Annotated in this window: 21 protein-coding genes; 7 read left to right on the forward strand and 14 right to left on the reverse strand. The window is 58.5% G+C overall.

What is annotated here, in order from left to right; all coding sequences use genetic code 11:
• Positions 1 to 60: 60 nt before the first annotated feature.
• The 10 genes from M7Q83_RS01670 to fahA form a co-directional block, all read right to left on the reverse strand.
• On the reverse strand, positions 61 to 864 hold the full coding sequence (locus M7Q83_RS01670; RefSeq protein ID WP_298334698.1) for a sirohydrochlorin chelatase: 804 nt from the start codon (positions 862 to 864) through the stop codon (positions 61 to 63).
• Positions 854 to 1,453: a precorrin-8X methylmutase gene (locus tag M7Q83_RS01675; protein ID WP_298334700.1), complete on the reverse strand. Its 600-nt coding sequence runs from the start codon at positions 1,451 to 1,453 to the stop codon at positions 854 to 856. The genes M7Q83_RS01670 and M7Q83_RS01675 overlap by 11 nt, the downstream gene beginning before the upstream one ends.
• A complete protein-coding gene (locus M7Q83_RS14145; RefSeq protein ID WP_366526347.1) occupies positions 1,450 to 1,653 on the reverse strand; it encodes a 4Fe-4S binding protein in 204 nt (67 codons plus the stop codon). Before M7Q83_RS14145 ends, M7Q83_RS01675 begins: the two co-directional genes overlap by 4 nt.
• On the reverse strand, positions 1,650 to 3,317 hold the full coding sequence (cobJ, locus tag M7Q83_RS01680) for a precorrin-3B C(17)-methyltransferase (RefSeq protein WP_298334702.1): 1,668 nt from the start codon (positions 3,315 to 3,317) through the stop codon (positions 1,650 to 1,652). Before cobJ ends, M7Q83_RS14145 begins: the two co-directional genes overlap by 4 nt.
• 26 nt (positions 3,318 to 3,343) lie before the next feature.
• Positions 3,344 to 4,546 (reverse strand): precorrin-6y C5,15-methyltransferase (decarboxylating) subunit CbiE, encoded by a 1,203-nt coding sequence (gene cbiE / locus M7Q83_RS01685; RefSeq protein WP_298334704.1) that lies wholly within the window; start codon positions 4,544 to 4,546, stop codon positions 3,344 to 3,346.
• A complete protein-coding gene (locus M7Q83_RS01690) occupies positions 4,543 to 5,601 on the reverse strand; it encodes a cobalt-precorrin-5B (C(1))-methyltransferase (RefSeq protein ID WP_298334706.1) in 1,059 nt (352 codons plus the stop codon). Before M7Q83_RS01690 ends, cbiE begins: the two co-directional genes overlap by 4 nt.
• A 1-nt stretch (position 5,602) precedes the next feature.
• Positions 5,603 to 6,424, reverse strand: a complete 822-nt coding sequence (gene cobM, locus M7Q83_RS01695) for a precorrin-4 C(11)-methyltransferase (RefSeq protein WP_298334708.1) — start codon at positions 6,422 to 6,424, stop codon at positions 5,603 to 5,605.
• Between the two features lie 45 nt (positions 6,425 to 6,469).
• Positions 6,470 to 7,855, reverse strand: coding sequence for a cobyrinate a,c-diamide synthase (locus tag M7Q83_RS01700; RefSeq protein ID WP_366526351.1), 1,386 nt, complete (start codon positions 7,853 to 7,855; stop codon positions 6,470 to 6,472).
• Positions 7,852 to 8,373: a cob(I)yrinic acid a,c-diamide adenosyltransferase gene (cobO, locus tag M7Q83_RS01705; RefSeq protein ID WP_298334710.1), complete on the reverse strand. Its 522-nt coding sequence runs from the start codon at positions 8,371 to 8,373 to the stop codon at positions 7,852 to 7,854. The genes M7Q83_RS01700 and cobO overlap by 4 nt, the downstream gene beginning before the upstream one ends.
• An 88-nt stretch (positions 8,374 to 8,461) precedes the next feature.
• Positions 8,462 to 9,664 carry a fumarylacetoacetase gene (fahA, locus tag M7Q83_RS01710; RefSeq protein WP_298334713.1) on the reverse strand — a complete coding sequence of 401 codons (1,203 nt, stop codon included), beginning with the start codon at positions 9,662 to 9,664 and terminating at the stop codon, positions 8,462 to 8,464.
• Positions 9,665 to 9,760: 96 nt separating this feature from the next.
• Here fahA and M7Q83_RS01715 point away from each other — a divergent pair, with 96 nt between their 5' ends.
• The 3 genes from M7Q83_RS01715 to M7Q83_RS01725 all read left to right on the forward strand — a co-directional run bounded on the left by M7Q83_RS01715 (position 9,761) and on the right by M7Q83_RS01725 (position 13,622).
• On the forward strand, positions 9,761 to 10,957 hold the full coding sequence (locus tag M7Q83_RS01715; protein WP_298334715.1) for a homogentisate 1,2-dioxygenase: 1,197 nt from the start codon (positions 9,761 to 9,763) through the stop codon (positions 10,955 to 10,957).
• A gap of 119 nt (positions 10,958 to 11,076) precedes the next feature.
• A complete protein-coding gene (locus M7Q83_RS01720; RefSeq protein ID WP_298334717.1) occupies positions 11,077 to 12,039 on the forward strand; it encodes an MBL fold metallo-hydrolase in 963 nt (320 codons plus the stop codon).
• Positions 12,018 to 13,622, forward strand: a complete 1,605-nt coding sequence (locus M7Q83_RS01725) for an FAD-dependent monooxygenase (RefSeq protein WP_298334719.1) — start codon at positions 12,018 to 12,020, stop codon at positions 13,620 to 13,622. The genes M7Q83_RS01720 and M7Q83_RS01725 overlap by 22 nt, the downstream gene beginning before the upstream one ends.
• Positions 13,623 to 13,670: 48 nt before the next feature.
• Here the strand turns inward: M7Q83_RS01725 and M7Q83_RS01730 are convergent, their stop codons facing one another.
• On the reverse strand, positions 13,671 to 14,375 hold the full coding sequence (locus M7Q83_RS01730; RefSeq protein WP_298334721.1) for an N-acyl homoserine lactonase family protein: 705 nt from the start codon (positions 14,373 to 14,375) through the stop codon (positions 13,671 to 13,673).
• A gap of 325 nt (positions 14,376 to 14,700) precedes the next feature.
• Positions 14,701 to 16,011 (reverse strand): IS1380 family transposase, encoded by a 1,311-nt coding sequence (locus M7Q83_RS01735; protein ID WP_298334723.1) that lies wholly within the window; start codon positions 16,009 to 16,011, stop codon positions 14,701 to 14,703.
• A gap of 136 nt (positions 16,012 to 16,147) precedes the next feature.
• Here M7Q83_RS01735 and M7Q83_RS01740 point away from each other — a divergent pair, with 136 nt between their 5' ends.
• A complete protein-coding gene (locus M7Q83_RS01740; RefSeq protein ID WP_298334725.1) occupies positions 16,148 to 17,419 on the forward strand; it encodes an MFS transporter in 1,272 nt (423 codons plus the stop codon).
• A gap of 328 nt (positions 17,420 to 17,747) precedes the next feature.
• On the opposite strand, the gene M7Q83_RS01745 is transcribed toward M7Q83_RS01740, so the two are convergent.
• Positions 17,748 to 19,196, reverse strand: a complete 1,449-nt coding sequence (locus M7Q83_RS01745; RefSeq protein WP_298334727.1) for a PLP-dependent aminotransferase family protein — start codon at positions 19,194 to 19,196, stop codon at positions 17,748 to 17,750.
• 52 nt (positions 19,197 to 19,248) lie between these two features.
• Here M7Q83_RS01745 and M7Q83_RS01750 point away from each other — a divergent pair, with 52 nt between their 5' ends.
• From M7Q83_RS01750 to M7Q83_RS01760, 3 genes are all read left to right on the forward strand, one after another.
• Complete coding sequence (locus M7Q83_RS01750; protein ID WP_298334729.1) at positions 19,249 to 19,920, forward strand: hypothetical protein; 672 nt, start codon at positions 19,249 to 19,251, stop codon at positions 19,918 to 19,920.
• 520 nt (positions 19,921 to 20,440) lie between these two features.
• A complete protein-coding gene (locus M7Q83_RS01755) occupies positions 20,441 to 21,487 on the forward strand; it encodes an MBL fold metallo-hydrolase (RefSeq protein WP_298334731.1) in 1,047 nt (348 codons plus the stop codon).
• Positions 21,488 to 22,338: 851 nt separating this feature from the next.
• Entirely contained in the window at positions 22,339 to 23,316 is a 978-nt protein-coding gene (locus M7Q83_RS01760; RefSeq protein WP_298334733.1) for a hypothetical protein, read from the forward strand.
• Between the two features lie 498 nt (positions 23,317 to 23,814).
• Here M7Q83_RS01760 and M7Q83_RS01765 read toward each other — a convergent pair whose 3' ends face one another.
• The gene (locus tag M7Q83_RS01765; RefSeq protein ID WP_298334735.1) at positions 23,815 to 25,257 is read right to left on the reverse strand and encodes an AMP-binding protein; all 1,443 of its coding nucleotides are present in this window, start codon (positions 25,255 to 25,257) and stop codon (positions 23,815 to 23,817) included.
• Between the last annotated feature and the right edge of the window lie 488 nt (positions 25,258 to 25,745).

Genomic DNA, 25,745 nt, shown 5'->3' on the forward strand with positions numbered 1-25,745 from the left:
GGGTCCACATGCGGCGCAACAGTGGTTGGTAGTCATGCCCAATGGGAGAGTTCCTCGTACTTAGGGTAGCGCTGTTGCGCTCGTGATGGAGAGCGGTGATCGATAGAGACAGGTATCACAGTTGGTGCGAACGTCTCCTCCGATCGCCTCTTGGACTCGTAGCCATAGCGCATCGATGACGAGCGGATGGGGACCAAGTTCTTCGCTGATGGCAACCGTCATGTGGTGGGTCGTTGCCCAGTCCAGCGCCTGGCTCGCGATGCGGTCCAGGAGAACGCCATGAAAGAGAAAATAGGGCGCAACGACGACGGATTGGGCACCGAGTAGGGCCAAGGTCTCGAGTCCTGTGGTGACATCAGGCGGAGTCAAAGAGACAAAGGCGGTGTGTGTTTTCGGGTATCCTCGACTCTCGCTCACGAGTCGGGTGATTGCGTGGAGTTCGGCGTTGGCGCTCGGGTCGCTAGCGCCACGCCCAACGACAAGAATGGCCTCTGTAGCCTCATCAACCCCATCGATACATTGATTGAGACGGGTGATCAGCTCGGCTGTTGTGCCAAGATCTGAGGCCAAGTGGACCACGAGTTGGGGCCACTGGCGGCGGGCATAGTTGGTGAGTTCGGCGGCATCGTCTTTTAAGTGACCCGCTGGCAGGAGCACAACGGGTGCGATGATGAGCTCATCGATCCCCTTGGCGGCGATCTCGTCGACGGCTTCGAACATCGTAGGTTGGGCGAGCTCGATGAATCCCCCTGTCACCGGCCCGTCAAAGCGTTGCGCAGCCAGCGCGACAAGTTCGTGGAACTGTGCTTGCCCTTTCGCTGATTTGGTGCCATGTCCCATCAACATCAGTCCTCTAGTGGTCAAGTCGGTACTCTCCTTGCGATAGTAGGGCCAGTGCATTGAGGGTTGCGGCCGCCATCGGCGACCCTCCACGGCGCGAGGTATTGGTGAGGTGGGTGATCCCGGAACGGATGAGATCCTGCTTGGATTCGACCGCATCGACGAATCCGACCGGCATGCCGATGACGACGAGTGGCACGGTCTCGCTGGCGTGTTCGAGGACCGCTCTCAGCGCCGTGGGCGCGGAGCCAACAGCGACGATCGGCGTCTGTTCGGTCATCGCAGCCAAAAGTGCCGCCATCCCACTGTGCGATCGAGTCTCATTGGTGCTCCTTAGTTGTTGAGCGGCCTGGATCGCGATCGAGGGGTTGAGCTTGGCAACCCCAGCCGCTAACATGGCGACGTCGACGACGATTGGGACGTGGTGGTTGAGCCCCCAGATCGCTCGCTCGATCGCCTCATCGTTGATGACGAGTTCGTGGATGATCTCGGTATCGCCGGTCGCATGAATGATACGGGCAGCGATCTCAGCACCTTGGCGACTGAGATGGGAGAAGTCGACTTCACGTTGGATTCTGGTGAAGCTCTCCAGTTCGATACTCGAGACGGTCATCGAATGCCAGCCTCTGACTCGGTGTCGAGTTGGGCGTGCCAGTCGATGGCTCCGACCGGGCAAATCTCTACACACTCGCGGTGCGCTTCACATCGTAGAGCAGACCAACGTGGGTGTTTTGGGTGCGGTTTAAGCGCGTGCGTTGGGCAGGTGACGATACAGGCCCCGCAGCCGGTGCAGGCGTCGGTAATCGTAATCATGGAGCACCTTGGTGGCCAGGTGTGGGCCCATAGCCACGCGGGGTATAGAGGTAACCATGGTTGGTGGCGGTGGTGGTGGCGCCGATGATGACGATCGTCTCCATGTCAATCGTCTCAAGGTCGATCTCAGCGAGGTTGGTGACCGTGATCGTCGCGCCTGAACGTTCAACGCGGGTGGCCACGAGCACCGGCGTACTCTGCTGGCGGTACTGGGCGATGATCGCCAGCGCCTTCTCCAGCTGCCATGTGCGTTGCTTGGACCGTGGGTTATAGAACGCAATGACGAAGTCAGCCTTTGCAGCTGCCTCGATACGAGTTTCGATGGCACTCCATGGGGTCAGAAGGTCGGAGAGTGAGATCATCGCGTGGTCGTGGCCAACGATTGCACCGGCCGTTGATGAGGCGGCGTAGGCGGCGGTGACACCTGGGATGATGCGCAGAGTCAGGTCCTCGGCGAGACGTTCGATGACGAGTTGTGCCATGGCGTAGACAGCCGGGTCGCCGGAGGTGACGAGGGCGACATGATTGCCGCGCGATGCGAGGGCAATCGCTTCGCCGACTCGCTCGACCTCGTGACCGATCGGGTAGGGTCGGAGTATCTGTGCGCGCTCGACGATGGGCTCGATCAGCTCAAGATAGCGGCTGAAACCCACGAGGAACTGGGCAGACCGCAGCGCGCCTAGGGCGCGCGGTGTTAACAGATCCAAGGATCCTGGTCCGAGTCCAACGACCGAGAGTGATCCACGCAGCCTTTGTCGGCGTGCAACGGCGACCGTGACCCGGTCGGCCTTGACCTTTTCCACCACAAGGGAGGCACCATCGCCGCTAGCGAGAAGCGCCGCTGCTTCGGCCACCGAGTGGGTTCCGACGGATTGGTAGACGACAAATGAGGGATGCACTGTTTCAACGGCATCGAGTTCCTCTGCCGAGAAACCGATAAGCTCCCGATGGAGCCCGATGAACGCGGGGTGGTTCAGTCGTCGATCGATAGTCGCCACGCGATCGATGGCACAAGGGTCAAGACCAGCGTTCTGGAGCGTTGTGGCGATGAGTTCGTTGATCTCGGTTGCGGTTGCATCACTGGAACATCCTACGCCCACGGTGAGGGTCGGCACGGTAGCTCGAAGATCACCTAGCCGCTCGTCCCTCGTGCGGTCGCTGATGATGACCTTTAATGGATTGTTGCCTTCATGAGCGAGTGCCAAAATGGCATCGGGCAAGAACAAATCGGTTGGGTTCACGAGGACGAGGCCATCGCCATGGTTGACCCTCGCCTGTAGTCTGGCTGGTACGTGACCGAAGTGCACCCGTGGTGTCTGATCAAGCGCGACCGTATCGTAGATCGAGGATGCGGTGGTAATGACGGCTGTTGCCCCGAGATGATGGGCGACCAGGCGCGCCAGCTGTTCGCCACCGTGATGAGCTCCCGCGAGAACGGTTGCAAAACGCATCCCCTCGTCGATGGCGACGACGGCCGGATCAGTGTCCTTTGATGCAAGCGTTGCTGCGAGGGCTCGCACGACGATGGGGTAGGCGGCAACGACAACGACTTGGTTATGATCGCGCAGGGCAGCGGTGAGGTCTGCGAACGTCGCGAAGCCATGCTCACGAAATCCAAGCTTGTCCGCGAGTCCTGTTGGGGGTGCACCTAACGCTATGATCATGCCCTCGGTACGTTCGGAGGGAGCCATTATCGCCACGCGAGGTAGATCGGGGTCTGGGGCAGCAACCGCGTGCCATCTGGACCGAGCGTCTTGCCGTGAGCCACCTGGATCAGTGACACGTTGCCGAGCAGGCGTTCGGCCGATCCTGCGCGATGCAGGTCGGCATAGGTTGCGACCACTGGTGCCGTGGGTCCGAGGAGACCAAGTGTATGCCGCAAGGCACCAAGGCCACCCCCGCCGACAAGTGCGGCGTCAAAGTTCCTTGAGATCGTCTCCACTGGCTGCTCAGACACTGTGGTCCGATAGCCTAGTGTCTTCGCATTGGCTCTTGCCATGACGGCGCGGTCATGTTTGGGCTCGAGCTGGGTGAGTTCGATGTCAGGGCGCAGCCGCAACAGTGTCAACCCTAAGGCACCGCTACCGGCACCGACTTCGATGACGTGTGCTCCGATGGGTAACCGGTCTGGGTTCAGGCGGGCGACAGCGGCGAGACGAACCTCAAGTTTGGTGAAGTTCGTGCCATCGGTTGCGAGCTGGTCCTCACGAAAGATGCTTGCCTCACCCGTAGTGTAGTCCATGAGCATCTCCATCGTGGGTTCGCCAATCTCGATGAACGCGACCGCCGGTGAAGCCGAACGCCAGTGCAGGGCCTCAGCTGGTGTCAGTTTGGTGATCGTCTCACCATCGGTCGCTAGGTCAGTGGCGATGGTGAGCGATACGGTCCCTGGATGGTCGCCGAGCCGTTCAATGAGCGGGTCAAGGAAGGTGTTGGGTGGGATGAGGAGCGCGATCGCTGCGTTCGGTCGGCTTGCGAGGAGAATTCCGGCTCGTTGCAGAGCCTCGTGGTGGTCTCTTCCCACGAGAGAAACCACACTGAGATCGTCCCAAGGGCGTCCAAGTCGAGCGGCGAGAGTCGCCACTGCACTGGGCCCTGGAAGGACGCGGAGTGGCTGCTCCGGTAGGGCTCGTCGGAGCGTCTTTGTGAGGCCAAAGAAGTTGGGATCGCCGCTGGCGATGACGGTACAGGCATCGGCGTGGTCGGCGATGGCGTGGATCGTGGTGCTCAGCGGGGACGCAAAGTCCACGATCGTCGACAATGGGCAGAGAGTTTGGAGCAGCTCGTGGAGTTCAGACCGAGCGAAGATCGTACGCGACGCCTGGAGGGCACGGAGCTGATCGCCCGAGAGTGAATCGATGCGGTTTCCTAACCAGCCGATGAGAGTGATCACGGTGCCAGTCTATGAGCGGCGACGACCTCCAGGGAGTCAAAGTCCACCATCAGCACCTCGATCGGGATGCGACCACCTGCCGCCTCGAAACACGTCGCTGCCGCCAACTCTGTCAGGGCCATGAGGGGTCGCAGGTCGCCCTCGCGTTGGCAGCACTCGTAGAAGTGTCGCGCGGTAGCGGTCGCCGTGGCGGCAGTGATCAGCGCCTCGCTGGCTCCGGCATCCCGGGCAACCGCTTCGAGCAACTTGGTATCGACGTTTGCGCGATGAAAATGGGTCATGAGCAGACCCTGGGCAAGTTTGGCGACCTTGCCAGCCATGCCTACCCAGGTGATGCGCTCAGGGTGATGGGAGGCTGCTCGCTTGACGGCGACACCGGTATAGTCACCCACTTCGACGATGGCGACGGGGTCGAGTTGAGGGAAGATTCTGCCCGCTGCGCTCTCCGTTCGAGAACCGGTTACGAGCACGATGTGGGATTGTCCATTCGCTGTAGCCACGTCGATCTGTTGGACGATGCTTGCTCGATAGGCGGCGGTCGAGAAGGGTTTGACGATACCGGTCGTGCCGAGGATCGAGATCCCACCGAGAATACCAAGGCGATCGTTGGTGGTGGCCAGTGCCATCTCTTGGCCGCCGGGTACTGAGATGATGACCTCGATGCCATGTTCGGTCACCGAGCGAACCGCTTCGGTGATCATGCGACGCGGAACGGGGTTGATCGCTGGGCCGCCGACAGGAAGGCCGAGTCCGTCTTTGGTGACGATACCTACCCCTGGCCCACCCTGGATGAGGACCTCATCTCCGTCGATTAGTCGCACCGAAGCGGTGATGTGGGCACCGTCCGTACAGTCCGGGTCGTCCCCTGCATCTTTGATCACTACGGCTCTACCAGCTTCATCGACTTCGACGTCAAAGGTGACGAGTTGGCCCTTGGGCAGACGAATCTCTACGGAAGAGGGTATCTGACCCGTGAGGGAACCGACCGTCGCCGCCTTCGCTGCCGCCGCAGCACAGGACCCCGTCGTGAAGCCCGAACGCAGCCGTTCGGTCAAGTCAACGCACCGACCGATTGGCTCGTCGCTTCGCTCGCCCAGCGGTGGTCCCTGGGTTCGATCGCGAGCGGAAACGGTGGGAGAAGGCAGGAGAATAAAGGTGCGATCGGCGAATGTTGGTGGTGGTGAGGACGTCGCCTACGAGCAGAAGGAGCGTCCTCTTGGCCCCCAACTCGGTGACCGTCGCGACGAGATCACCGATGGTGGTCATCGCAACCTGTTCGTCGGGCCAGGTGGCGCGCACGATGACTGCAACGGGGGTAGCAGGGCTGAACTTCGATCCTTTGGCGAGCAGCTCTTCGGCGACGCGCTCAGGGTGGGCTCCGGAGAGCAGTACAGCGATCGTCCCACCGAGCTGTGCATAGCCAGCGAGCGATTCGCTCGCTGGCATGGAGGCTGATGTCCGTCGAGCGACTCGTGTCGTCACGACGGATTGTGAAATCTCAGGGATCGTCAGTTCTCGGCCGACCGCGGCTGCTGCTGCCGAGATCGAGGTGACACCGGGAACGATTTCGAAGGGTCGCTCATGGTGTTCACACCAGCTGATCTGCTCCTGGATCGCGCCGTAGATCGATGGATCACCCGAATGGAGACGGACGATGCGCGCATCTGGGTGCTGCTCGAACACGAGCAACACGTCCTCAAGGGTCATCTCTGCTGAATCCATACAGATTGCCTCGCTGCTGGCCCACGCTAACATCTCCTCTGGAATCAGCGACGAAGCCCAGATGATGATGTCTGCCTCGCGCAGTCGCGCTTGACCGCGAAGAGTAATGAGATCCGGCGCGCCTGGACCCGCCCCAACAAAGCTGATGAACTCCATTACCTCATCCTACTCGTAGGGCCGACCTATCGATGAGAGCGATGGTCAGCGTGATTGGCGTTGGTGCTGTGCTGCAACGGTAACGAGTTGAGCGGCAAGCCCCTCGTTGGCACCGAGATGCCAGTGGAGGTAGCTTGAGAGCAATGCAGAGCGCCGGTAACCAGCTTGCCACTGTGCGCGTGCAGTAGTGAGTGTCAACCCCGTACCTTCGGGCGTTGAGGTAGCGTAGTGAAATTCGTGGGCCGGCAGTTGGTCGCCCTTGGTGAAGAGGAGCGTGTCTAACGCGTTCGCGCGCACCAGGCGATAACCCAGGGTCAGGCGAGGGGAGATGGTTGAGGAAAAGGGTAGGATTCCCGCCATTTTGCTGTCTTCAAGCCGAGTCCCGAGTACGAGGTGCCCGCCGCACTCGGCGATGAGTGGTCGATGTGCGGATGCTGCTTGGCGCAGGGCGCCCAAGAACGGTTCGTTTGCGGCTAGCTCTTCTCGGTAGTTCTCTGGATACCCACCATGGAGCCAGATGAGTCCTGCTTCCTCGGGAATCGACGCAAAGCGTGGGTCAAAACCGACGATATCAGCTCCAGCTTCTCGAAGGCGCTCAAGATTCTCTGGGTAGATAAAACTGGCGGCTGGACCCTCTGAGTAGGCGATGACGGGGCGCGGCGATGGCGAATCCTGCGCTTGGAAGAGGTTGTTGGAAGGACTAGGAGCCGGGGGAGGGATGATCGGTGCCGCGAGGTGAACGATCCGTTCGAGGTCGAGAAAGCCTTTGATCGCCTCACCAAGAGTGTCGATCCATCCGCGAGTGCTCTCGGGTGCCTCCTCGGCGGTTAGCAGTCCGAGATGGCGAGCCCGTCGTGTGGGAAGGCCGCCGTGAGGGATGACGCCGAGCACTTCGATGCCCCGAAGAGCCATGGCCTCGCGGACAAACGCCTCGTGCGTGGCGCTCTTGGTGTGGTTGAGGATGACGCCAGCGACGCGGACATCGGGATCGAATGAGCGATAGCCATGTGCGATAGCTGCGACGGATTGCGAAAGATGCGCACAATCGATGATCAGTAGGACTGGCAGAGCGGTTTGCTTGGCGACTTGAGCGGTAGAGCCAAGCGGTGAGGGCTCGGAACTCTGGTGTTGCGTGGGGAGGTCGGTTCCATCGAAGAGCCCCATCACCCCTTCGACGAGCACGAGGTCCACATGGCGCGCGGCTCTTGCGAGACTCGCCATGACCCCAGCTGCTCCGGTGAGCACAGGATCGAGGTTATAACTTGGGCGCGCGATCGCCAACGCGTGGAGATGAGGATCGATATAGTCGGGACCAACCTTGGCGGCACCGACGCGCGTCCGTTCACCCAGGGCAGCTAGGAGGCCAAGCGTGATCGAGGTCTTGCCGACTCCGGAGGCGGTACCAGCGATGATGATCCCACGGGTGCTCAGTACTCAATCCCTTTCTTGGCCTTGATCCCCTGATCGTAGGCGTGCTTGATCTTTCGCATCTCGGTGACCGTGTCGGCGACGGCGATCAAACCCTCCGTTGCACCACGACCGGTGATGACGATGTTGGTGCGAGCTGGCCGGTTCTGCAGGGTTGCAAGCACGGGAGCCTCCTCGATCCATCCATAGGTGATGGCGTAGGTGAGTTCATCGAGAATAATCAGGTCATAGGCGTTCGCGTCGATCTTGGTTTTGGCGAGCTGCCATGCTTGCTTGCCAAGCTCGGCGGTAGTGACTAAATCATCGGACTCCCAGGTGAAGCCGTCGCCGAGGGTGTGAAACTCGATTCCTAGCTGATCGGCGAGCTTTCGCTCTCCAGTCTTCCACTTGCCGCCCTTGACAAACTGGATCACAACGACGTTCCAGCCCCGGGCCCAGCCCCGGCTCATGACTCCGAAGGCGGCCGACGACTTGCCTTTGCCCTCTCCAGTGTTGACTAAGAGGCGTGAGCTTCGTTCCATAGCTCCACAGCCTAGGTCAGATGCACGCACCTAGGTTCTGTTGGCTAGTGATTCACCCCGTCGATGCAACGACGAAGGAGCCCGCCGTTCACCGGACCGTTCCACTGACCTCTCCCAGCTGCAGGCGACCGCCATTCGGAGAAGGTGCACTCGCTCGGATCACGACCGTGTCTCCATCCTCGAGGAAGCTACGGTGGGTTCCGTCGCTGAGGGTGAGCGGATTGGTGCCGGCGTCGGTGAGTTCGATCAGAGAGCCGAACTGATCGCGAGCTGGACCAGAGACGGTTCCCGAGGCAAAAAGGTCGCCAACGCGCACATCGGCCCCATTGATGGTTTGGTGGGCGAGTTGTTGGCCAGGTGTCCAGTAGGTGCTGGCGAATGGTGGGCGAGAAAGGACTGACCCGTTGAGTTCGATCGCAAGATCGAGAGCAAGATTCCACGGGTCGTTATCGATGAGATACGGTGCGGGTTTCGGATCCTGTGCGGTCGGCGTGGTGCGTGCCCGCGTCAGCGCCTCGAGTGGTGTGACCCACGCACTGATACTCGTGAGGAAGGACTTGCCGAGAAAGGGTCCGAGTGGGACAGACTCGAAGCTCTGGATGTCGCGCGCACTCCAGTCGTTGACCAACACGACGCCAGCGACGTAGTCATAAAACTCAGCAGTGGTGATGCTCGTGCCAAGTCGTGAAGCTCTTCCGATGACAAACCCTACTTCCGCCTCGACGTCAAGCCGGGTGGAGGGGCCAAAGACCGGCCCCCCATCGATGAGGCGTAGACCATGGGGGCGGTACAGTGGCGTGCCACTGACAACGACGGTAGAACTACGGCCGTGGTAGCCAATGGGCAGATGGCGCCAGTTTGGTGTGAGTGGATCGCCATTAGGTCGAAAGAGGCGACCAAGGTTGGTCGCATGGTAGAGAGATGAATAAAAGTCCACGTAGTTGGTGATGGCGATCGGGAGCCCAAGCTGCACCCGAGCAACAGGTTGCAGGGCGGAGACCACGCGATGGTCGCTTGGATCTCTGGTGAGCAGGTTTGCAACCCGCTCTCGAAGGGTGGCCATTCTCTCGTGCCCTAGGCCCAAGAGGGCATTGAGGTGTTGGCGGTGGAGCACATGGGCTTCGAGGCCGAGGTCGAAACCGCTATCGGCGAGTTGAGCGAGATCGAGGGCGTAGTCGTCGATTCGGGTGACTACGTGACTCTCATTGGGTTGGGCACCGAGCGCGATTCCGAGGGGCAGGTGATCGATTCCAAAACCATTCATTGGGTTAAGATCAAGGTCGTAGGCCATAGAGAACCCATCCTAGCCAGGACAGTGGTCGGTGTCGAAGTTGAGCAGGAGCACTGCAAAAGACTACGATAGAGAGTTGTCGAGGGGAGGTGAAGGGTGCCGTTTTACCAACGCATGGGCGAGACCCCACGGAAACGCCATCAAGTGCTTCGAGGAGCGGATGGTGCGCTGGTCGCCGAAGAGCTGATGGGGAATGAGGGCTTTGCTGCGGAGTCGGCGCTGCTCTATCACTTAGGTATGCCGACCGCGATCGTCGATGCTGAGACGCTCATGGCTGATGAGGAGGAACTCTTCCCCAATACTCCTCTGCTCCCTCGGCACTACCTGACCCCCAAGTTGGGGAGGCAGCCACCACCCGCTCCGCTTGGACGCCATCTCCTCTTGGGCAACCGTGATGTTCGACTCTCCTATGGTATCGTTGACCAGCCAACACCGTTGTATCGCAACGCAGTGGGAGATGAGTGCCTCTTTGTGCAGGCCGGACGGGGGCATGTGGAGACGGTTTTTGGACTCCTCGAGGTACGAGAGCGAGATTATCTTGTGATCCCGGCGTCATGCACCTATCGCGTGGTTCCTGAGGGTGATCGTTGCATGGAGTTGCTGGTGATTGAGGCGAGCGGCCACATCGAGTTCCCGAGTCGCTACCTCTCCAAACGAGGACAACTGCTCGAATCTGCACCCTTCTCGGAGCGCGATCTTCGGACGCCGAGTGAACTCTGTCTTGTCGAGGGTGCCGACGTTGAGGTGTTGGTAAAAACCCGAGCCGCCCTCACCCGTTACGTCTATGCGCGCCACCCCTTCGATGTCATCGGTTGGGACGGTTGCCTCTATCCCTTTGCCTTTAACATGGGGGATTTCGAGCCGATCGTGAAGCGCTTCCACGCGCCACCACCCGTGCATCAGACCTTTGAAGGCCCAGGCTTTGTCATCTGTAGCTTCGCCCCACGTCCTTTTGATTTCGATCCAGAGAGTATCCCCGTGCCCTACAACCACGCCAATGTCGACAGCGACGAGGTGCTCTTCTATGTTGATGGAGATTTTATGTCACGCAAAGGGTCGGGCATCGAGGCCGGTTCGATCTCCTTGCATCCGGCCGGATTTATCCACGGTCCCCAACCTGGATCGGTCGAGGCGGCGCTTGGGAAGCCGGGAACGAAGGAGTGGGCGGTCATGGTCGACACTTTTGCTCCTCTCGAACTCGGACGAGCGAGCGTAGCGATTGAAGACCCTAACTACCCCTGGTCATGGTCGAAGCGACACGGAGCGACCGAGTTGGCGTCTCCGGACACCTAGAGAGCGGGAGCCTTGGATGCGGCGGCCGTCGACGACGTCACCGTCGGTGTAGGCGTCGGGCGAGAAAAGAGCATGTCGAGTGTGTGTCAAGATAGTTGTGAACAATGAGAGGTGATGAGATGACCAGTAAACCATTCGCATCGTCAGCGGATCTCAGTCCGAAACAGGAGAGATTTGAGACGATCGTTCCCGGGGTCTTTGCAATGAGTGCGCAAGGGGATCCTAACGTTGGAGCTATCGAGGGCGAGGATTTCCTCGTCTGCATTGAGGCGCGCGCGACCCCGGTTGCAGCCCGCCGCTGGCTCGAGCGGCTGCGTGAGGTGACCACCAAACCTGTGCGGTATTTGGTGCTATCGCATTATCACGCGGTGCGCGTCCTTGGGGCTTCCGCCTTTGCGGCAACCGCCATCGTCGCCCACCAGAACACGGCCGAGCTCATTGCGGAGCGTGGGCGCCAGGATTGGGAGAGCGAATTCGCAAGGATGCCGCGCCTTTTTGAAGAACCGGACTCCATTCCGGGTCTCACTCACCCGACGATGACCTTTGCGGATCGTTTAACGATTGAGCTTGGCCCGCGTCATGGGCACATCGAGCTGTTCTACCTTGGACGGGGACACACACGCGGCGACATCGTCGTCTGGCATCCAGCGAGCAAGACACTCTTCGCCGGGGATCTGGTGGAGGCAGAGGCTGCGCTCTATACCGGCGATGCCTATCATCAGGAGTGGGCAAGTACCACACTTGACAATGTCGCTGCCCTTGGCGCAGAACACCTGGTCGGCGGTAGGGGTAAGGTCGTGCACGGCCAAGCTGAGGTTCAAGCCGCCATCGAGCAATCGCGGGCGTTCCTGACGACGCTGCTGAGTCAGACAAAACAAGTGGTTGACCGTGGGGGGAGTTTGAAAGAGGCCTTCGAGGCTTGTTACCAAGCACTCAACCCCGTCTATGGGCAATGGCCGATCTTTGAACACACGATACCCTTTGATGTGGCCCGTGTCTTTGACGAGTTGCGAGGGGTTGAGCACCCGGTGATCTGGACGGCGATGAGGGATCGTGAGGTATGGGACCAACTACAGGGCTAACCCCTGATGTCGTCGTCATCGGGGGAGGCCCGGTGGGGCAGACTGCAGCTCTGCTGTGTGCACAGTGGGGATTACGGGTCAAGATCCTTGAGGCGCAACCGCAACGCAATCGAGTGGGGTCTCGTGCTATTTGCCAGCAGCGTGAAGTGCTCGACACTTGGGATGCGATCGGGGCTGGGGTCTTAGCGCGTCGTGGTATTACATGGTCGACGAGTCGCACGTACTACCAAGGTAAAGAGATTTTTGCCGTTGAACTCAAGGATCGTGGTTCCTCACTTCTTCCTCCGTTCGTCAATGTCTCGCAGGCTGAGGTCGAGGAGGTGCTCCTCGGCCTTATCGAGGCACATCCATTGATCGAGATGGAGGGTGGTGCCACCGTTCACAAGATCACGAGCGACGACCACGGTGTGGTGATGGAGGTTGTCACCGAGCAAGGAGCTGAGCTCATCACGAGTCGATTCGCTATCGCTTGTTGCGGGCTCCACTCCGAGCATCTACGCGAGCAACTCGGAGTCGACTTTCCAGGCCACTCCTTTGACGATCTTTTCTTGATCTGTGATATCAAGGCTGACCTAGCTGACCAACGGGGTGAGCGTCGGTTTCACTTTGATCCAGACTGGAACCGGGGCCGTCAGGTTCTTATTCATGAACAACCCGATAGTATCTGGCGTATCGACTGGCAGGTCCCCGAGGATTTTGATCTATGCCAGGAGGAGGCCTCGGGTGGGCTCGATGCCCGTATTCACGAGATTGTTGGCCAACAGCCGTACCAGTTGGCGTGGAGATCGGTCTATCGCTTTCAAGGTCGGGTAGCCTCTCGGTTCCGTGTTGGTTCGGTCTTTTTGGCGGGAGACTTTGCCCATGTCTTTGCTCCTTTTGGGGCTCGGGGCCTCAACAGCGGAGTTCACGATGTCGAGAATCTCGCGTGGAAGCTCGCGATGGTAATGCGTGGGTTCGCTGATCGGCGACTGCTCGACTCCTACGAGCTTGAACGTCGCGCAGCTGCTCTGGAGAACCTTGAGGTGACATCAGCGACGATGCGATTCCTGGTTCCCCAGACCGATGCTGATCGACAGCGAAGGGTGCGGCTGCTGCAAGCAGCAGCCTCCGGGGCGGCTGACGCGATCGCCAACGTCGATTCAGGTCGGCTCTATGAACCCTTCTGGTATGTGGATTCGCCGTTGACGACGCCATCGCCGGATCGTCAGTTTCGTGGTCGCCCGCAGCGAGGACTGCCGGTCGATCCAGTCCCGGGCACTGTACTTCCCGATCAAGAAATTCAGGTTCCCTTTGGATCATTGCATCGTGGAGAATCGCGCCAGCGCTTACGTCAACTGGTCCATCATGGTTTTACCGTCCTAAGTGATGATCCAAGCGAGGTCACGATCCCCAAGGAGGTACCAATCGCCGTTGGCGATCTCCGTGCTATCGATCCAAGCCGTACCCTTCGTCGCGCGCTGGATCTCGATGCAAAGCCGGTGCATATCGTGATTCGTCCAGATGGACATATCGCTGCCATGGTCCAGACGGCCGATCAGGTGCCTCTGGCGCTTGAGCGCTCCCTCGGCAGGATAGGGAAATGAACTCCTTGTTGGTGCAACTCCACGTTGGTTTGGCGGTGTCTCAGCGTGCTAGTCTGATTCCCAGATAGCCATGTCGTGGGCAAACACGACTCGTCGTGGATCGAAAGCCTCGACGAGCGCCATCCAAGGTGGTATTGGTGCCAATCCTTTACCTTCCTGGTTGAAGATTTGTTGGGCGAGATGCGCACTGGCGAACTCCGAGGCAAAGTCCGTAGCTTGACCAGCGATGAGCAACGTTCCATCTTCGCATTCGGCCACGAGCGACTGGTGACCAACACTGTGGCCAGGCGTTGGCACGAGGGTGATGCCCGTGGCGATTTCAGCCCTGCCATCGATCACCTCGTAGCGAGCGCCAGGGAAGTCGATGAGTGCCTCCATCGTGTAATCTGGTCCGCGTGCGCATTGGAGTTCACTCGCTTGCACCCACACGTGACGGTGCCCAAAGAGTGGATTTGCGCCACAGTGATCGAAGTGCAGATGGCTGTTCGCGATGGCATCGATGTGAGCGAGGGTAGAACCGACGCCGTGGAGTGTCGACTCCAGGGAGATGCGATGCGGTCGATAGTGTGCCTCGGTCTCAGGATCGACTGCACCGATCCCCGTGTCAAAGAGCATCGTGATCTCGGGGTGGTAGATGAGGTAGGCATAGACTGGCTCGACCCTGGGCTCTCCGTTCGCTGTTTCGCTTCCTGGTCGCACCACATAACCCATATCTAGCCGGTGGATATCGCTTTGGCGGAGTGATCCCTTCATCCGCCCTAGTGTAGCTGTCGACGGCTCCGTGGATCATAGGCTAAGGAGAGGACGTAGGGTGTCGTTTGAGGGCTGATAGGGTTGGTTGCCTGACCATCTGGCCTCTGGAATCCGTTACCTTAGCCTGGATCCACCGACGCACCCCGGTTTCGGGGTGAGGCGGTGGTCCTGAGGTCGTGATTGTGTGCCGTTGAGCTAACCCATGGCTCTGGATCGGAGCTGACCCATGGTTAGGCGTGGTGGGCTAAGGATCTGATTTGGTGTTTCATTTGTGACAGCGCCTGGAGGGTGTTCTTTTGACCGCGCTTGGAGTCGGGGTAGTTCCCTAGATGGGAACTGGTTCGAGTGCTCGAAGGGTGATGAGTGCTCTCATGAAGGCCTTGGCCCATGGCCAGCGGGCCGGGGTACGAAGTGTGATCTTCCCCGATCGGTTGACGAGGCGTCCCGCGAGAGCGATGAAGTTTCTCCGAAAGCTACGAGCGATAACCATGGATTCACTCGGAGTGATCTCACCAAGGTAGCTCACCTGACGGATCAGGTTATGGGCAAGGATCGCATGGGAGAGCCAGGCACTGTTGGCATCAAACTTACCCGAGGGGATGTGTTCTAGTCCTGCCCCCTCCTTGAGATCTTTGATGGAGAGTTCAACCCGTGCTCGGTTCCGATGGAACTGATCTATCTCAACGGCACAACCCTTGAGGTCAGTAACAAAGCCGAAGTGACGCCAGTTAGGGAAGAGCTCTGCCTGGTCACCAATAAGGCGGGTATGACGGATGATGAGACGTCTGCCCTTATAGGTAGTCTGGGCTACTTGGGCCTCACCATTGTCGGTATAGTCAATCGGTATCCAAGCATCGGAATCGATGGCCTCTATCAGCGACTTTATCCCCTTGGCGTTGGCATGGACCGCCATGGTGTAGGACACTCCTAGTCGTTCTAGTTCCTTTAACGTCGCCTCTGATTGGTACCCAGAGTCAAAGCGGATGGTGATCTTGCCAGTCGCCCCGGCTCTGCGGCACCTGGGGATGAGCTCTTGGACAAAGCGCTTGGTTCCTCTCTGGGTGTTGGCTGAACCCTTTCGCATGCGACCATGGAGTACCTCACCGGTGTCAGAGCGAACCGCGAGGATGGGGTGATAGCCGAGCTTCTTGGTATAGCCATAGGCAGCTCCTTGCTTGTTGTACCCAGAGACCTCACAGATCGTAGAGTCGATGTCGATCACCATTGGATCATCTCCTGGAGCCAGACCCATTCCCCAAGCACGGGTGAGCTCTGCCTCAATCACCTCATCTAATTGACGGACATAACAGGAGGTGAAGGAACGAAGGTAGGTACCAAGGGTTGAGGGAGCAGCAACGTGAAAGGGAAGAACCTTCGATGATGCCCCGGCGCGCAACATATCTGCATGATCAATATGGGAGGCACCCGCGACCATCGCATGAACCAACGTCAGTGACTTACCCGCTGGATTGGCTCCACCTACGCGACCAGTGAGATCGACTCGTTCAGAGATGAGAGCATCGAGACCAAGCTTGGAGGCAAGGGTGGAGACCAATACAAGTCCCGCATTAGCGACCAGATTCTCATCGTCGAAACTGACTTCGATACCGTCTGGAGTCTGGTAAGATCGTGTCACAGAAAGTGTTCTCCTTGAGTGGTAGTTTCGGATGGTTTGTAACTCCTATTCTACCAGCTCAGGGGGCACTTTCTTCAGTTTTGGAGGACTAATTCCCAGAGTCGGTCGGTGCTTCTAGGCTTAGAGACTACTACTTGTGACCAGTCCTCACCGACCAGCATCCCATGGCATCCCACGCCCTAGAGTCTGGGCACCGCTGCACTATCCAGGCTTTGCAACGCTGTTCATCGGGTATTCAGTCTCCTCTCTTGGCAACGGAATGAGCGCAGTCGCGGTTGCTTGGCTCGCCATAGAGCTTGCCCATGGCCACGGTGCGGGATTATTGATTGGAGAAGCAGTAGCGGCCTACACGCTGCCAGGTGTCCTTGTGGCACTAGGCGCGAGCCGAGTTCTGAAGTGTCTCGACCCTCGCCTCATCATTTTGGTCGATGCAATCTTTCGAGCCGTGTCACTCGCTCTGATTGCTGGCCTTGCACTTACTGACACTCTATCACCTATTCTCTACGTCTCTCTTCTCGGATGCTCCTCCCTCTTTGGCCTGCTCGGTATCGCTGGCGACCTGGCTGCCACTACTGAGCTGTTGCCGTCCGAACTGCATGTCGCGGCAAACTCCTTGAACTCGGTAACAAGCTTCTCAGCTAGCATCGGCGGGCCTGCAGTTGCTGGCGTGCTCATCGCAGCGCTAGGACCAGGTTTAGTCTTTGCAATCGACGCCGCCACCTACGTCTTGCTAGCAGGAGCAGTTCTCGCGAGCCGGAGGTACCAACCACCTACTCCCATCGTCAAGAGCTCGTCCGCTGGTATTCGCGACGGTCTGCGTGCACTATGGCGCTTCCCGGCACTTGGTGCCATCACTCTACTCTGTGTCATCTTTTATGGCCTCTATGGACCCGTCGAGGTCGCCGTGCCGCTCTATGTCTCCTCCGTCTTGCACGCGAGTGCCAGCGTGCTCGGCGGCTATTGGACCGTCTTCGCGCTCGGAGCTACCCTTGACGCTCTCGGTGCTACGTCGATTCAGCGTTTTGGCCTATGGCGAATGACCATCGCTGCCGTCGCAGCCTGGGGTGTCTGCCTCATTCCCCTTGGCTTCACTACCTCGGCAGTGATCGGATTTATCGCCATGTCGGTAGGTGGTCTCGTCTATGGGCCCTTCATTCCACTGAAGAAGACAATCATTCAGCGAAGTGCACCTGGGGAACTTCTAACCCAAGTCGCGGCTGCAAGTGGCGTCTTCACAGTGAGCGCCTCACCAGTCGGTGCTGCGCTCGGTGGTCCACTGGTAGCGGCGCTAGGGGCTCGGGCAACCCTTGCCTTCTCCGGTCTCGCCACGGTCACCACTGCGTTGGTTGCCGTTGCAGTACTGCTGGCTTACCGAAGGCGCACCAGAAAACTCAGTGGGGACCGGTGATGCCACGCCATAGCGAGGTCACACGCCCCTGTCTGCCGAGAATACCCTGATCAACCGAGAACAGTCAACCGATATCACAGGTGGGCTATTGGAAGGCACCTTTCCGATGCTTCTTCTTGGTGCAGCGAATGCCCCACCTCGCAATTGTCTCAAGCGCCCCCTATTCTCGATGGGTGGTTTGTCTCTCGGCAGCTCCTTCCACTCGCCAAGAGAGACGGATCCACTGAATCGCCCCGCCAAAGCTCCCAAAGTTATGAGGAGATCCATTGATCACGTCGACAACGCATGTGGCTTATAGGACGAACCTTAATCCATCGGACAACAGTATCTATACCAGAGGGCCACCAACTGGCGGGGTAAACCTCCAGCCACTATCCACGTCGGCCATAACCGAACTCAGGCGCCCAACTGCGACGAGAAGATCTGGAGCTGGGAGTGTGAAAGGTATCCGAAGACAGTTCTCAAATGCCCCTGAGAGTCCAAACCGGGCTCCAACTGCCAGTCGAACCTGGTAGCTCTCCGCCCTGGCCACGACGAGCGTGCTGACCGGTTTGCCCAAGTCGATCCAGAGCGAGACGCCACCGGGCGGTACCGGGAATTGCCATCGTGGGAGGCGAGTGTGGAGGGCATCGACCAAGGTATCGCGCTGCACGCGAAGCGCCTCTCTCCTCGAATTCAGCAGATCCCGCCCTCCTCGGAGAAGCTCCACAGCAAGCAGTTGATCGACGACCGGACTCGACATGTCAACGCTGGCCCGAGTCTCTACCAGCTGCACAATCACCGCGCGATCTGCTCGCACCCACCCCACCCGCAGGCCAGCCCAATAGGACTTACTCATGGATCCAATAGAGATCACACGCCTATCGCCTCCAAAGCTTGCTAACGGAGCAACGGCCGGAGCATCCTCTAAACCCAGCTCCACAAAGCTCTCATCAACGAGCAGATAGGCACCACTCTCACCAGCTGCGCGCACCAGCGCTTCGCGTTCTACTGCTCCGAGAAGTCTCCCTGTTGGGTTGTGGAAATCAGCAATCAAATACACGAGTTTTGGCAAGACCTGGCGTATCGCGTGGGAAAGACCCGTCTGGTCGTGATCCAATCCAACGTCGATCACCCGCGATCGATACCGACGCAGCACATCCAACACCCCAGGGTACGTAGGCGTCTCGATTATGACTGGGTCAAGAGGGTCACTGAAGGTCTCGACAACCAGTGAGATCGCCTGCTGAGCACCGCTCACAATGGCAATCTGTTCCACGGAGGTCTCAAGGCCACGACGACAGTACTCATCAGCAACAGCCTCGCGTAAGGGTAACAGCCCTTGAGGGGCATAGCCATGGTGAGTGAGATGGTACGGCAGTGCCTCGAGCACACCGACCATCGCGGATGCGATGCGTGGATCACCAGGCATGGCCGCGACAGCAAGATCGAGCCAGCCGGAGTCCTGTGCTACCGCGGGTCCCCATACAGCACCCTGTCGGCTTCTCCCTACCGGCAGTTGAGTCACGCTACCTCCACCATGATGGCTCACGAGGAATCCTTCATCTCTTAGCATTGCATACGCGGAGGAGACGGTTCGTCGGCTCACATGCAACTCCACGGCTAGTGAGCGTTCGCCGGGCAGACGAACGCTATTGGGGATTCGGCCATCAAGAATGAGCGAGCGAATGCCCAACGCTAGACGGGCATAGAGTGGACCCTTGTGACCTGCCAATGGCCAATCGCCAAGGCTCTTCGCGAGCTGATAACCCGGTACTACCCTTGTTTTAGATGCCACATGATTCCAAGTGGATCCTAATTGAGTATCCATAATAACTTACAATAGTCTCATGAGTGTCGAACATCCCGAGGTTCCACTGTCCAAGTGGTTCAGACGAGTGCTTTCGGGCATAATTGCACCCGTCCCCCAAGACCGTCGCACCCGAAGATTGATCCAGCTCCTCACTGGACTCGTCCTCTATGGGGTGAGTGATTCGATGCTTGTAATCGCAAGGCTTGGTCTTGATCCCTGGGACGTCCTCAATCAGGGGCTCTCCCGGCAAACCGGTATCCCAATTGGCACTTGGGCGATCCTGGTTGGGCTGGTAGTGCTGACACTCTGGATTCCACTCCATCAAAGACCAGGTCTCGGCACCCTGGCGAACGTGGCTCTCATCGGTTCAACGATGGATTTGGTGCTTTGGCTTGCCCCTCATGCTCATGGCGATAGTCGATGGATTGTCATGCCCCTCGCGGTGGCCCTGAATGGTCTTGCGACCGGTCTCTACATCGGTGCCACACTCGGGCCGGGCCCTCGCGATGGGCTCATGCTCGCAATTGCAGCTCGAGGACACAGTATCCGAGTGACCCGGACCTCGATCGAGGGAACAGTACTTATCGTGGGATGGCTTTTAGGAGGTCAGGTGGGCTTTGGTACCCTCACCTACGCGATCGCGATTGGGCCACTCGTGCACCTACTCATCCCACTCCTGCGACTCAAATCGTCTCCCTCCTCCCAGTAACCTGATGGGCCCGCCGTAGGTCTATGGGTGAGTGATGCACGATTATTCTCGACATTCTGGCCCGGATCGGATGATCTGATGGGTCTCCCGTGCCACCTCCACCGGAAGCGGCTAGGTGCGATGACCGATTACCCCTCCCGCACCCACTTCGCGCACATTAGCGATCGAAACACCCCGGGACCCAGCAACTCAACGATGATCTCCCTCCCGTCAAGAACGCAAGATCCAAAAGCATCGACCCGTTCGCTCTGACATCTTCGAGTGCAACTACCATACGAACTCCTTGAGTTGGCCAGGGTTGGCTCACCGCATCTGGGGACCATCCAGACTTGTTGACATGGCACGGTTCTCGACCGTTAGCCTCTTAGAGAGGATGTATCGCAGTGTACCAGCGTTGTACGGAAATATCGCGCTTGGTTGAGACGCCTTGAGTTCCGCTCCTGGATGGGCTATGCTCCACTAACGAAAGCATAAAATCAGACGGGCGCCTACCCAGCCGACCTTTCGGAAAGGAGTCGCTATGTGCGACGACACCGTAGAGCACCATCATTCCTCGCACCAGGAGTCTACTCTTCGAAGACCTCTCGACAAGGGTATAGCTCTCCGAGGTGTTGACGGCGTTCGTGTCTTCACGCTGGTGGACAACTATGGCGATATGTTCGCCCCCTCCGAGGATGTAATCAAAAGGCACCATATCATTCATCCCGTTCCTGCCGAGTCAACGGCTGAGGGCTATACTCACATTCCGCTGAGAGCAGAGCATGGCTACTCTGCCCTGGTCACCATCGACGATGGGCCCCACACCTACCGCATACTTTTCGATACCGGGATCTCGCCAGATGGATTGGTCCACAACATGTCCCTCCTCGATCTCGATCCTCGAGATATCGACATCATCGTGTTGAGCCACGGACACTTCGACCACACCGGAGGGCTCGTGGGCCTCGTCGAGAAGCTCGGCGGTAAGAACCTACCGCTCATCCTTCATCCAGACTCCTTCAACGTCCGACGCCTCCATACGAAGGAGGGAATTATACCAATACCGACTCCATCACGCAGTTACCTCGCGGCATCCATGATTGACGTGATCGAAGAGCCTCAGCCGAGTTACCTCTTTAACGGGGCACTCCTTGTTACCGGGGAGATACAACGAACAACCCCCTTTGAACACGGGTTTCCAGTTCAAGAGCGTTTTGACGGGCAGGATTGGATAGGTGATGCTCTTGTGCTCGACGATCAAGCGATGGTCATCAATATCAAGAACCAGGGTCTCGTTGTGATCACCGGTTGTGGTCATGCAGGGATTATCAACACCCTCAACTACGCAACCCGCCTCACTGGAGAATCCAACATCGCAGCGGTGATCGGAGGGTTCCACCTATCAGGAACTGACTTCGCGCCCAGCATCCCAAAGGTCATCGAGGCCTTCGACGTCCTAAAGCCCAAGCGGATCCTCCCCGCGCACTGCACTGGCATGTCGGCAACAATTGCGATTGCACAGGCCTTTCCTGAGCGTTTTTTCGCCAACACCGTCGGAAGCGAGATGATCATCGCCGCCGGTTCGTAGCGCGAGCCACCCACAACACCTGCGATTTGACGATCCTTGATCGTAAATACCCTACTGCACAGCACTGCATCGGCACTGTTGCATGGGGACAGTTGCATGGGCCCTGATTAGCAAGAGTGCAAGCAGATTACGCGCTCTGCTTCACAAGCTGACGATGCTGCATAACTCACTCCAAGGTCCATCCATGAAGCGTTACCACCCAAGCTTCGGTCCTGGTTTCGTTGCTCAGACACCTGAGGAATGGCCGTGGTTGTCCGCCCTCGCGTCACAATCTGGAACCGTCAACCGGATGCAACCGCAGAAAGATCCAGCTGCGAAGAGGGACCTCGCCCCCAGTCGTACTGGTATAACCTGTACATGCCTGCTGCCAGCCATCCCCCTAGCGCGCGAGTAGTCCAAAATAAAGCAGGGAAAGACACGACTATTCTGTGGTGAGTCCCCCAACTTCCAGGCGTTACAGCCCCCTTTAACTAACATTGGCCCCGGCCAACCGCCTGCCGCCAGAGACTCGATGTGTGACGTTGGACATCACTTGCCATTGGCGAGTCCTAGAGCCTCAGCTCCTCGTCACGCTCGTAAACTCTCAAACAGGGGCGCGTCCCAACTCACACCTGGGCTCTGCTCGCCACCGGATCATTCTCCCATCGAACTCCGCGAGGTTCAACAGATGCAGGAAGACGCTAGGTTTGCTCAGGGGAGCTCTCCATGAGTGGTTCGGGCAGTGGCTGGGCACCCAGGAGGCACGATGACGTCAATCAAAGCCAGCTACTGGTACATGGTACTAGGCATGCAAACTATCTGCTCAACTTGGCAAATCTTTACTGAAGCTATGCCTTGGTAGGCAGAAAACAATGAAGACTCCAGCCATCACCCAACCTTTGGGAACCCACAAGTTCATGCGAGCCCTCGTCGCTGGGGTTGCGCTGTGTACAACAGCCTCCGGATTGGCCGCATGTGGATCGCTAACGGTAGCACATGATCCACCCCCGGTCTCGGCCCCATCTGCGAGTGCCATCGTTGGCGGCCGCTACGACAGGATCTTGACAGTGGGTAGTTTGCAAATCTCACCATCTCGAACTGAGATGACCACAAAGAATCTTGGGCTGACCTGGGACCAAGCCGCAAAGCTCTTCGAAGCTACTTCCGAAGTCCAAGGATCCCACGCTCAGGCGATCCTTGGCTACGGGCTCGTGACGCTAGGCAACTCAAAGGTACCACCTCCAGGCACCCCACCCCTTGATCACCGTGGCGCGTGGGTGGGGATCGCATGGGGTGGAGTCACCTCGTGCCCAGCGGCGAATCCGCCGAAAGATTCCACGTCAACTAAGACTGCCTATCGTTCGATCTATACCGCAGTCGTGATCTATGGTCAGGGTGGGGACGGAGCAGTTGTCTACACCAATCGGGGTACTCCGCCGTGTGGCGGCCCGCTGACCGGGCCAAAACTCGCGACCGCTCGCGAAGTGCTTTCAGTGCCTTGGCAACCAACATCAGCGTCAGAAGACGGGTCCATCCCCGTTGCCTACCGGGCGCCGAGCTGCGCCGGGCTGTTCTCGACCACAGCCGACGGCAATCTGAAGACCGACCTATTCAAGGTTGGTGTCGAAGTCACCGTCCCCTTCGACTACGCCAAGTGTCAAACCATCACCAACACGACCGATGTCGTTCTCGCTCCACACTCGACTACTCCTGGCACACCCACCGTCCCCCCGCATCCAATCCTTGCTCACGCTCCGACCGGTTTGGTAAAGGTTCTCGAGGTCGGCGATCTCGTGGACTCCGGTCCACATGCCTCGCCAACCTCCTTGTCTTCGTTATCGATCGATTGAACCTGAGTTCAAACAGCTTCATCGAAATCCGAAGGCACGCAGGATACAGCAGATACGAGCGAATTCGTGGACTCTCGCTGATCAGAGCAGGGTGAGTAAAGCCACTGTCCGCGGGCGGTTGAGAATAGGGACAAGAGATAAATTGGAGAGGATGCCAGCCCGTGAGATCGAGGAGGCTCGCTGGCAAATCTCGATAGCATTCCTGCGCCGGAGCACCAAAGACGCCTTGGAGAGTTCTGGTCGTGATTATCGACGGGAAGGGGCTGTTTTGAGCACGCGAAGGAGGAGGATGGAGTCGCCTGATTGGCTCGTCTGGTCACAGCACCATAGAGCGCAAGCTGGGTATTGGCGGGCATCGTTCTTCGCATTGTACTAGTCGCAAAGCGATGAATTCCCCAGAGAGCTTGAGGAGTTCCGCCACAACCCTGCGACCGCAGACCTACAGACTCCACGATGGAACCACCAGAGATTCACCAGGAGCACCCAACGGGGTCGTGACTACCCTCGCAGAAGTTCTCGCTGGATCTTGCCCATCCGATTCCGAGGGAGCTCTTCGATATAGCGCACCTCGTCAGGAACCTTGACACGACTCAAGCGCTCGGCAACGAACTGGCGCACGGTCTCCTGATCGGGTGGAGCACTCGCCGCAACAAGGACAGCCACGATTCTCTCGCCCCAGTACTCATCTGGCTCACCAATCACCGCCGCCTCAACAATCCCGGCCATTTCCTCAAGACAGCCTTCGATCTCTCGAGGAAAAACGTTCTGGCCCCCTTTGATGATCAGTTCCTTCGCACGACCATTGATCATCAGGTATCCATCCTGGTCCAGGGTGCCAAGATCCCCGGTTCGGAACCACTGGTCGCTGGTAAAAGCCTCACGAGTCGCCTGCTCCTGTCTCCAATAACCACCGAAGACCGCTTCGCCACGGACGAGAACCTCCCCCTCATCGCCACCGGAGAGTCGTATCGCTACCCCTGGCAGCGCCTTGCCAACGCTACCGGGGATACGGCGTCCACGATATGGGTTCGAGGTGATCATCCCCGTCTCACTCATCCCGTAACGCTCGAGTGGTTCTTGCCCAGTCACTTCGGTGATTCTGCGGAAAGACTCCGCCGAGAGTGGAGCCGAACCTGAAACCATCAGTCGTAAGTTTGCAAACGCCTCGAAACCCTCATGGCCCAACAACTTGGCATACATGGTCGGGACCCCAAAAAACATGGTCACTCTTTGGTTGCGGACCTCCTTGATGATGGCATCTACGTCGAACCTCTCAAAGGCCACGGCTGTCGCTCCTGCACACAGCGTTCCGTGGATGCCGATGCCAAGCCCATGCATATGGTGTAGTGGAAGCGCGAGAAGCAGGGAGTCCTCCCTACTCCACTCCCATGCGGCGAGCACCGATCGAGCGGTGGCGAGGAGGTTGCGATGAGAGAGTGGGACACCTTTCGGTTTTCCGGTCGTACCAGAGGTGTAGAGCATGAGAGCGACACTGTCAGCATCCGCATCGTCAATCGACACCTCGTCATCTGGACGCACATCGGTGTCGAGGTTCACTACCATCACGCCGTCTTCGCTCCATGAGGCGCTCAGTGAATGGTCGCTCAACACAACCTTTGGTGAGCAATTCCGTGCGAGATCACGAATCTCGCCATCACTCGAACCTTTGGGAACGGGAACACTAATGGCGCCAAGGCGCAGGACGCCTAGATGCGCGATGAGGAAGTCGATGGGCTCAGCGACATCGATCGACACGCGATCGCCAGCACCGCATCCCAGCGCGGCCAGTCGCCTGGCACTGAGCTCCGATCGGACAAAGAGATCCTCCGCGGTGAGTCGGCGCGAATGATGTGGTTCGTCGATCACGACTTTGGACGGTGATTGCCGATACATCTCTTGCCACACCGACACCAGCGTCTCAACCACGAGCTCTCCTCTCATTGGGCGATCGCACAAACCGCGTCCCCTGATCAACCCCTCCAAAGATCGTCAGCCCTCGTGAGATCACGTGCACGTTCGACGAACTAGAGGGGTCACTGTGAAGAATCCAGTTCTGTTCTACCTAGCATGGGTCATCCTAGCGACGACGCGATGGTTCGAGGATTTTGCATCCGCGACAGTGTTGGCGATGACCAGTCAACTTCGTTGTCATACGATTGCGAGCGAACGCCATCGCAACCCGATTTGATCCGGCACTCCATCAGGACCCGATAAACGCACACGAGAACGGTACATCCCTTGACGCAATTGTTCCGTTTTGTGAAGCTCCATGGAATCGGGAGCCAACTCTAGCGCACCGAGGTAGCGACGACTCTCGTTGTCCATGTCGCTTCATCGATGTCGGTACGCGTCCTAAGGAGTCAAGCAATAATAACTTGAACAGTCACGGAGTCTGTGCTATCATGTGAGCATGGCCGACGCAGCATTGA

This window comes from Ferrimicrobium sp., assembly GCF_027364955.1.
Classification (GTDB): domain Bacteria; phylum Actinomycetota; class Acidimicrobiia; order Acidimicrobiales; family Acidimicrobiaceae; genus Ferrimicrobium.

Excerpts from the sequence above, each read along its gene's own strand:
- cobO (WP_298334710.1), bottom strand. The coding sequence starts at position 8,373 with ATGGAACGAAGCTCACGCCTCTTAGTCAACACTGGAGAGGGCAAAGGC.
- M7Q83_RS01730 (WP_298334721.1), bottom strand. The coding sequence starts at position 14,375 with ATGAAGGGATCACTCCGCCAAAGCGATATCCACCGGCTAGATATGGGT.
- cobM (WP_298334708.1), bottom strand. The coding sequence starts at position 6,424 with ATGGAGTTCATCAGCTTTGTTGGGGCGGGTCCAGGCGCGCCGGATCTC.
- M7Q83_RS01720 (WP_298334717.1), top strand. The coding sequence starts at position 11,077 with ATGACCAGTAAACCATTCGCATCGTCAGCGGATCTCAGTCCGAAACAG.
- cobJ (WP_298334702.1), bottom strand. The coding sequence starts at position 3,317 with ATGATCATAGCGTTAGGTGCACCCCCAACAGGACTCGCGGACAAGCTT.
- M7Q83_RS14145 (WP_366526347.1), bottom strand. The coding sequence starts at position 1,653 with ATGATTACGATTACCGACGCCTGCACCGGCTGCGGGGCCTGTATCGTC.
- M7Q83_RS01750 (WP_298334729.1), top strand. The coding sequence starts at position 19,249 with ATGAGTGTCGAACATCCCGAGGTTCCACTGTCCAAGTGGTTCAGACGA.
- fahA (WP_298334713.1), bottom strand. The coding sequence starts at position 9,664 with ATGGCCTACGACCTTGATCTTAACCCAATGAATGGTTTTGGAATCGAT.
- M7Q83_RS01760 (WP_298334733.1), top strand. The coding sequence starts at position 22,339 with ATGAAGACTCCAGCCATCACCCAACCTTTGGGAACCCACAAGTTCATG.
- M7Q83_RS01725 (WP_298334719.1), top strand. The coding sequence starts at position 12,018 with ATGGGACCAACTACAGGGCTAACCCCTGATGTCGTCGTCATCGGGGGA.
- M7Q83_RS01675 (WP_298334700.1), bottom strand. The coding sequence starts at position 1,453 with ATGACCGTCTCGAGTATCGAACTGGAGAGCTTCACCAGAATCCAACGT.
- M7Q83_RS01755 (WP_298334731.1), top strand. The coding sequence starts at position 20,441 with ATGTGCGACGACACCGTAGAGCACCATCATTCCTCGCACCAGGAGTCT.
- M7Q83_RS01765 (WP_298334735.1), bottom strand. The coding sequence starts at position 25,257 with ATGAGAGGAGAGCTCGTGGTTGAGACGCTGGTGTCGGTGTGGCAAGAG.